Origin of the sequence: Stenotrophomonas pictorum JCM 9942 (assembly GCF_001310775.1) — a bacterium.
GTDB lineage: Bacteria > Pseudomonadota > Gammaproteobacteria > Xanthomonadales > Xanthomonadaceae > Stenotrophomonas > Stenotrophomonas pictorum.
The window spans coordinates 1-1,718 of the sequence record NZ_BAZI01000476.1; the positions used below are offsets into that span (position 1 = coordinate 1).

At 65.0% G+C, this 1,718-nt stretch carries 1 pseudogene; it reads right to left on the reverse strand.

From position 1 onward, the window contains the following. Window positions 1–235 precede the first annotated feature (235 nt). Window positions 236–1,718, reverse strand: a pseudogene (gene yidC, locus JCM9942_RS15190) (membrane protein insertase YidC); the annotation flags it as partial.

Here is a 1,718-nt window from a genome sequence, read left to right on the forward strand (position 1 = left end):
CGGCCCGGTGACTGCATCGGCAGGGACCGCAGCGGCGTTTGCCGCCGGGTTCTCGGCCTCGCTCCGGTCAGTGCAACCGCTGAGGCTGGAGGCGGCCAACACCAGTGAAAGCAGCAGCAGACGGGATCGCGAAGGCACGCAGGGCATGGGCAAACTCGGGAAAAAGGAGACTGAACGCGGCTGCCGGCGATTCTAGCGCCGCATGCGAAAAGCCCGCCTTGCGGCGGGCTTTTGGTTACTTGGCTTCGATGACCTTGCTCGGCGTGTCTTCGCCGTGCTTTTTGATCATCCACACTGCTGGGCCAGGCTCAGGCCGCCGTTGACCACCCAGTACAGCACCAGACCGGACGGCATGAAGGCCATCATCACGCCGAACACCAGCGGCATGAACTGCATCATCTTCTGCTGCATCGGGTCCATGCCCACGGCCGGGGTCAGCTTCTGCGTGAACCACATCACCGCGACGTTGATCACCGGCAGGATGAAGTACGGGTCACGCGCGGTCAGGTCCTGGATCCAGCCGAACCACGGTGCCTGGCGCAGCTCCACCGATTCGACCAGCACCCAGTACAGCGCGAAGAAGATCGGCATCTGGATCAGCAGCGGCAGGCAGCCGCCCAGCGGATTGATCTTCTCCTTCTTGTACAGCTCCATCATGGCGACCTGGAACTTCTGCTTGTCGTCGCCGTAGCGTTCCTTGAGCTGGGCGATGCGCGGCTGGAACTTGCGCATCTTGGCCTGCGACTTGAACTGCGCGTTGGCCAGCGGGAACAGCGCCAGCTTCAGCAGGATCACCAGGCCGACAATCGCCCAGCCCCAGTTGCCGACCAGTTTGTGCACCTGGTTGAGCACCCAGAACAGGCCCTGGCCGATCACCGCCATCAGCGAGAAACGGCTGTAGTCGACCACGCGGTCCAGACCCTTCACGTCTTCCTTGGCGATCTGGTTGACTAGCTTCGGGCCCACCCACAGGCGCGCCTCGGTGCTGACCTTCTGCCCCGGGGCCACGCTGAAGCCCGGACCGCGCGCTTCGATCACATGGCGCGGGCCGTTCTGCGAGAGCAGGTACAGCGCCGACTGGTCGGCCTGCGGAATCCACGCGGTGAAGAAGTGGTGCTGCAGCATCGCCAGCCAGCCGCCGGTGATGGTCTGGTTGACGTTGCCGTCGTCCAGATAGTCGGAGAAGGCGCGGCGCTGGTAGCCATCGGCGGCGCTGTACCAGGTGGCACCGTTGAAGCTGAACGAATCCGGGTTGGTCATGCCCTTGCTGATCACCGGCGGCACGCGGTCGAGCTTGCGGAACACATAGCCCTGCCACGGCACGGTGCCGGTGTTGACCACTTCATCCTTCACGCCGATGGCGTAGTCGCCACGCTTGAAGGTGTAGGTGCGGTGGATGCTGACGCCATTGGGGCCATTCCAGACGAACGGCACCTGGACGCTGTCCTGGCCTTCAGCCAGCACCACCTCGGTGACCGGTTGTGCCGGCTGGAAGCCGTTGGCACCGGGCACCGGCGAGCCGCCCTGACCGGCCCAGCCGGCGGTGGCACTGTACGGATGGGCGGTGTCTTCAGTCAGCAACTGCACCGGCGGGCTGCCGGCGGCCTTGGTCTGCGGGAACTGCAGCAGATCGGCATCGAGCACGCTGCGGCCGTCGAGCACCAGCTTGAGCACGTCGGTGGTGACCGTCACCCGCGGTGCGGTGGTGGCTGCCTCCA